Annotated in this window: 5 protein-coding genes and 1 tRNA gene; all 6 read right to left on the bottom strand. The window is 31.3% G+C overall.

Annotated features, from left to right (window positions below):
• Positions 1-785, bottom strand: a 785-nt coding sequence (locus EWM59_RS05245; protein ID WP_130019890.1) for a helix-turn-helix domain-containing protein, incomplete at its 3' end; no start/stop codon positions are given.
• Positions 786-854: 69 nt separating this feature from the next.
• A complete protein-coding gene (locus tag EWM59_RS05240) occupies positions 855-1,958 on the bottom strand; it encodes a phosphoadenosine phosphosulfate reductase family protein (protein ID WP_130019889.1) in 1,104 nt (367 codons plus the stop codon).
• Positions 1,951-5,175, bottom strand: a complete 3,225-nt coding sequence (locus EWM59_RS05235; RefSeq protein WP_130019888.1) for a hypothetical protein — start codon at positions 5,173-5,175, stop codon at positions 1,951-1,953. The genes EWM59_RS05240 and EWM59_RS05235 overlap by 8 nt, the downstream gene beginning before the upstream one ends.
• On the bottom strand, positions 5,162-6,076 hold the full coding sequence (locus tag EWM59_RS05230) for a DUF4007 family protein (protein ID WP_130019887.1): 915 nt from the start codon (positions 6,074-6,076) through the stop codon (positions 5,162-5,164). The genes EWM59_RS05235 and EWM59_RS05230 overlap by 14 nt, the downstream gene beginning before the upstream one ends.
• Before the next feature lie 296 nt (positions 6,077-6,372).
• Positions 6,373-6,446, bottom strand: a tRNA-Asn gene (locus EWM59_RS05225).
• Positions 6,447-6,623: 177 nt separating this feature from the next.
• On the bottom strand, positions 6,624-6,977 hold the full coding sequence (gene nirD, locus EWM59_RS05220) for a nitrite reductase small subunit NirD (RefSeq protein WP_130019886.1): 354 nt from the start codon (positions 6,975-6,977) through the stop codon (positions 6,624-6,626).
• Positions 6,978-7,003 lie beyond the last annotated feature (26 nt).

The raw sequence follows: 7,003 nt of genomic DNA, 5'->3' as shown, positions 1-7,003 counted from the left end.
TTAGTTTTAGTATGGTCAATATCTTCTATAGCCAAATATAATTGATATTCGTGTTGCTCCCTATTACCACAATATTCTGTACCCCTATCAGTTAAAACTCTTAGTAGACGAATCTGATTTTGCTCATGAAAAGGAATAACCTTATCATTGAGCATATCAGCGGCTACTAAAGCGATTTTCCGGTCATAGAGTTTAACAAAAGCTACCTTTGAATAAGTATCTATAAAAGTCTGTTGATAAATATGGCCTACTCCCTTAATATTACCTACGTAATACGTATCCTGTGCTCCTAAATAACCCGGATGATGTGTCTCTATTTCTCCATGAGCCTGTTTCTCAGCTTTGGCTCTTTCTAAGGCTGTTATTTGCTCATCTGTAAGGATAATTCCTTCCTGATTAACCTTCGCTTCCAATGCTTTTAAACGTTTCTTAAAGGTAGCTAAATCATGTCTTAACCAGATTGAACGTACTCCACCAGGAGAGACAACTATACCTTGTTTCTTTAGCTCATTTGATACTCTTAGCTGTCCATAAGCTGGTAAGTCCAATGCCATCTTGACAACGGCTTCTTCTACTAACGTATCTACCCGATTTTTCTCTATGGGTTTTCTGCGACTAATTTCTTGAAGTGCTAATTCACCACCTTGTTCATAGAGTTCCTTGAAGCGATAGAAACTATCTCGACTATAACCCATTACCTTGCAAGCCTTTGAGACATTGCCTAAAACATTGGCAAGTTCTAATACTCCTAACTTGTTCTTGATGATTTTTGCCTGTGTTGTCATTTGATTTAATCTTTAATTTTAAGTTACTAAATAAATCGTAACTGTCAGATTAAATCATGACTATTTCAATTAAATAAAACAACTTGCACAACCTTCTCCCTCAGCATCCGCAAGAATGTCAAGTAGGTAATGAGATTGTGATTTATTTTTTCTTTGAGTTCTTTTAATATACTCCTCTTTAATCCTTTGTACTCTTTCTGGTTGTATTAATTCAGATAAGGGCTCATCCTGTATCCAAGTATACCCGTCTCTTTCATACTCCATAGCTTTTAGGAATAGGTTTGGATGCTGTTCATAAAGCCATACCCACTCTATTTTCTGTTGATAAAAACAAAAAAAGCAACCAGAGCGACTTCTTGCATAAGTACCCTTTTTTCCTGCAATTTCGAATGCTATTTCTTTATAATATTCTGGTACCCCAACGCCACTTGTTTCTAATATTTTAAAAATATCTGCTCTAACCAATACTTCTTCATTCTCAAGTAAGGGAAAAGAAGTTTCAGTAGCTAATGGATAATCTGTAAATTGAATATATGTAAATACGATTTTGTTAAAATCTTTGATATTTAAATCTAATAGTTGATTTAGTTTCTGGTGTAAATTGTAAGATAACGAAAGAGGGGTTTCTAAAATCTCTTTGAAACGCATTGTTCTTTCGTTTGAGGGAAGTGTCTCGAAAATTTCTGAGATTTTACTAATATTATTGTTTGAAAGTACTTTTGAAATTACATCTTCACTCCAAATATTTCGGCGAAAAGGGAAAATAGATTGAATACTATTCTTTTTTGAAATATACCCTTCTCTGTCTTCGTCGCCTCTTATGCCCACATAAGAAATTACAGGGTCATTCCCTACAAATTTTTCAAATGGTTCGAGTTTTAATTTTTTTGTACACCATCTTGAATTAGATGATGGTAAAAAACCACCATACATTTTTAAGAAGTGGTCGAATGGCAATTCTGGGCTATTTTCAGCCCCTGCCAATCGTATGATCTTTTTCCCTAGATATACTTCAAGATTATCAATGAGTTTATATGTTTCGTCCAACTCTTTTCCAGTATCCGCAGTATAATACTCGATATCTAATTCAGGATATGTATTTTTCATATATATCGCTAATGCTGCGCTATCCTTTCCCCCAGATATACCTAATACGTGTCTCACTTTACTCATTTTTTAGTAGCTCTTTTAGAATGTTTGTCAATGCCGCAATATTGGCAGATTTATCTTTAGATAATGTAAAACGTATTGTTTCTTCAATAAGTTTTATTTCTGCATTTTTACTTTTAGGCAATCTAATCAATTTTTTACTATTGCCATCACTAAAAGAATTTATCTCTATACTTACAATTTCTTCTTTTTCTTCAGAAAAATCTGATTTAGAGATTTTTGTTAGACTATCAATTTCTAGAATCATGGACTTTAATTTCTCACATAATATGTCTTCCTCCGGGTCTTTCAGCTTTTCCAAAGAATTTCCAATTAATGCCTGAGTTATGGAGCTTAGCCAAGCTTTTTTATCATCTAGTTGAGAATCAAGTCGTTGAACGAAAGTTTTTTGTTTAGGTAATAGTAAATGTTTTTTTAATTTTTGATACCTTCCTTGTAATAAGGATTTATAAATTTCAAACTCTACTTTTTCTCCAATAATTTCATCTTGTATAAATACTTCTATTCTATTTATTAATCCGTCAAAAGATGTCCTCAATTCACGAATTGTATCTTGGAGTTTAGTTGTATAATCTTGCAACTCCTCACTTGAGTTTTGCAATTTTTCTAAAGTGAATCCTAGTGCTGTTGGGAAATCTGCAAAAAAAGTTTGCTCAGGGTCTTTCGAATTGGCAATTGCATTTCTTATTGCTAAAGTTTCCTTTTCAAGTCTTTTAGTATTTTTTGAGTATTCAGGTAAATTTTTATAAAAAGTTAAGAAAGGTCTAATAGTTTCAATAAAAGTATCATTTGAAATTTCCTCCTGAGTCGTTTGATTGAGTAATAAACGGTAACTGTTGAAAATATCAAGTTTTATTCCGTCTACTGAGAATGCCTTTAATTCATATTTATCAGGATATTTGGTTATTAATTCAAGTACTTCCTCATTTAATATAGGAATATATCCATTTTCGCCAAATAATGCATACTCTGTTCTTGTAATAAAGAGAAAACTTGGTATCCAAAAATCAATTAAACCTTGTTTAAGCTTAAATGGTCTTTTATTTAAAATGGCACTTAATTCTGATATTTTTCTTTTTGAAATCTTTGAGCTTTCTAAAAAATCAATTGAACATTTCCAAAGTGGTAAAAAATTGTTCTCTGTTTTAATTGTTATTTCATCGACTCTTTTTGAAGATGTATCAATACCATTATTTTTTAAGAGAGTTAAATAAATAGTTTTTTCAGGTGGGAATTTATCTTTAGAAAAGCCCAAATCTGATTCCCCCCAATTATTTATAAGAGCTTTAAAATAGTTCTTTTTAGCAGAGTGAATTGAAGCTGAAATCTTATGTCGATTAACTAACTCGTTTTTGAACAATGGAGTATCAGTGTAAACGGTTAGGCATGCTTGTGATATAAGTTTATTAAACTCCTTTTGATTCTGAATATTTTTTTCCTGTCCTTTAAAAATCCAGGTTACTTCTCCATTATAGTGTCCGTCAATTATGTAGTGATTTAAAAGATTCTTGTGATGAAGTAATACATTCTGTAGCTCTCTCCATGCTACTTTATCATCTTTGTTTTCTTCTATTACTTTTTGCGTTTTCTCAATTTCAAATAGTTGTTCTTTTATTCTCTTTGCTGTATGATAAAAACCATAGATTATTGCTTCCTCTTGCAACAAGGATTTTTGTTTAACCTCAGATAATGTTGTATTCTCATTGAAAATTAAATTGATAAATCCATCAACTTCGCCTAATGGAATGTTGTTGATAGGTTTATCAGATATACTGTAATCAAATAACCTTGGAGTACCGTTTTCATAAGAATACATCTTTGCGAATATCGGCGGTAGTTGATAATATTTCTTTAGAAGTGTTACCACATCGCCAATATTACTAACTTTATTTCCAGCCTCATTTAAAGCTAATTGTATATCTAAATCGGTACCTTCAAAAAGTATAAAGCGATTACTATAATTCCGATATAGTATTATTTTTTTCTGTTCTAAATCATGTATCAGGATTCCGGGAGTTTTAATCCCTAAGCAAGTTTTTGAATAGTTCGTTAAAAAATCCTCATCTAGTATAGAGCCTTTAGGAGTTATTAGAGCTAATAGACCAATTGTTTTAATTAGTTTATCATAATCTTCAAGATTATCATCAAATGAGCGTTCAATGTTCTCTAATGCACTCTTAACACTCGTCCAAGCTAAAAAATCCGGATTATTTTTACTATTTATGAAAGAATAAAAATTGAATATCAAGTAGTCATAAACATTAGCGACATTATACAATGGATTTTTTGATGAGATTTTTACTTTAGTTAAACTTGTATGGTCAGTAGATTCAAGAAAAGAGAATAAAGACCTTTCATTTTGCCCATATCGCTGAAGACATAAAGTAAGTATATTAGCTGCCAGTAAATCTAATGGATACAATTTATTAGCTGCTTGAATAGCTAATTCTTTATCTAAATTGAATGTTTTTGTGCTTTTAGTAATTTTAAGCGCCTTTTTTATTACCTCATTTATATTCTCTTCCTTTATTTGGCTATCTATGTGTTCGGCAGCCAGAAAGAGTAACTGTTCAACCGGTTCATTAAATGTAATTTCTCTAAATCTACCCTTAACTTTTGCCCATTCTTGTCTTTGAGTATTAGATAGTGAAAAAGCATAACCATCAAAATTTTGATGTAATGCGGTGAGCAAACAAATGTTATAATCAGAATTGTTTACAAATTCTGTAAGTTGTTGAATAAAGTAAAGTTCTTTTTCTGGTTCATGTTGAGCTGCATATTCTAAAAACTTACCTAATTCATCAATTACAATGACTAATAATGGCCTCGTTTTACCTAAATCGTGATATTGGTTATATATCTCAGATAAAATATGTTGTGGCTTATTTTGATTATCTATTACATTAAAGTATTCGGCAAATGACTCTGTAATAGATTTATATTCACCAATAAAGTTTATTATTTTAAAAGATGGATTCGAAACTAAGTTAATATCAAAAAAATGTTTCTTTAAACTTAAACTTTGCTCAAAAGCCCAAAGAAATGAAGATTTTCCAGTTCCATAAGTACCGATTATATTGAAAGAACGTAAACCTTTTTTGAAGTCATTAGCGATTTGATTTACTACTCTTATTGAATTAGGAGTAGGGTGATAGATGAGGTTTCTATTCTCATCACGAATAATATTGATAGATGTAGTATATTGGTTATTCTGCGGCATAATACATTTCTAGGACTTCAAAAGGTGTTGGTTTTATTTTAAATTGTAATTCTCTAATACCCGCTTGGTCACTATATGTAAAATTAGGGTTATTTGTTACAAGAAGCTCTATCTTATTTACTAATTCAGACCGATTTACAGCAAATATACTAGATACACTATTGGGCTCTTGTTCCATATAGGTTAAACTTACCGACATATTAATATTTGGGTCAGCCAAGATATTATATAGGACAGCATGTTCTGATAAATTTGGTCGATCTACATTTTCAATAATAAAGTACTGTTCAGATTTTTTCATATTCTTCTCTTTTTCAGTACTGTAATATTCAACCTCTCTTGTATAATATTTAATAATTTCTAACTCATTAAGTAAGCCAGAAAATGTATCTTCTTTATCTTTCGAATCTTGTCTGCAATATAATTTTATCATTACATCAAAATCATCGCTAGCAGTTTTTTCATTAACGGTTAATTTTAATAATTCAGCTTTACGTTTAATGAAACCTAAAAAATTTTCCTTTGTGAATTCTATTTTCTCTCTCCTTAACTCATTAAATACTAGCCCATAAATGGTTGCATAACCTCTTGAAACTAGATGATAATGTAAAAGCCAAAGGCTCATCTCATCCTCCAAATATGGATCCCATCCATTATCTGATAATAATTTATGTGCAAAATCAGTAAGTATATCTTCTGAATTTATCAAACCAAAAGCTTTCATCCAATAGCGTATTGATGCTACCATATTTTTTCCCACTCCTAATACTACAACAGCATCTTCATCATTAAAAGATTTGCCACTTTGTACATAATCATACCCTTTTTTTAACCACAGATTGCGACATTGGAAAGATTCATGTCCTGAAAAGGAAAACCGTTTGTTCTCTATTTGTACCATGCACTCAGTAAATAAATATTTGTGTAAAGTTAATTAAAATGATACCAAGATATAATAACTATTTTTTCATATTTGAAGATAGGTATATTAAAATAATTAATTGAAGTAGCTCATTGAATATATGCTATTAGATTTCTAATATTCATTTTTTCAGATTATAAAAGTGGTGATCTAAAAAGCACGTTATAGTGAATCTACAAAAATGTAGTGATACTTGTAGTGAGACTAAATTTTACAAGCATAAAAAAAGCAGTTATAAATAAATATAACTGCTTGATTATTAGTTGTTTACCTTGCTCCCGAAGCTGGGCTCGAACCAGCGACCCTCTGATTAACAGTCAGATGCTCTAACCGACTGAGCTATTCGGGATTATTTTGCCGTGATTCCTTTATCTGAAATCGTGGTGCAAAATTAGACTTTTCAGCGATATATGCCAAATAAAATTAAAAAAATATTTTATGTTTTATTGATATTTATCCCCCTACAATAGCCGAAAAGTCTTATTGTCAGTGCTTTAACGTTTAAGAAAATGTTAATATTTTTTGCTCATAAGCCTACAAAAACTAAATTTCCTTCTATTTTTACCGGATATGTCGTAATCTGATAGGCCTCATCGCCCATACATTTACCGGTTTCTAACGAAAAAGTCTTTTTATGGAACGGACATGCTACCTTGGGTTCGCCTCCCTGTGTGCCTATCATACCCCTTGATAAAACCATTTGTTGTTTATGCGGACAAAGGTTCTGGGTGGCAAACCATTCGTTGCGTCGGGCGAAATTATAAATAGCTATCTGTTCTCCGTCTAATAATACGCAAGCTCCTCCGTTTTCGGGTATATCTTCAATTTTGCAGGCTTGTCTCCATCTGATTGCTATTGATGTATTTATTTCGAGTATCATGATTGTTCTGTTTTTGATGTTGATAA

Origin of the sequence: Emticicia agri (genome assembly GCF_004168285.1) — a bacterium.
Taxonomy (GTDB): Bacteria; Bacteroidota; Bacteroidia; order Cytophagales; family Spirosomataceae; genus Emticicia; species Emticicia agri.
Note: the sequence above shows the minus strand (reverse complement) of the source record. Positions and strands in the feature narration are given on the sequence as shown.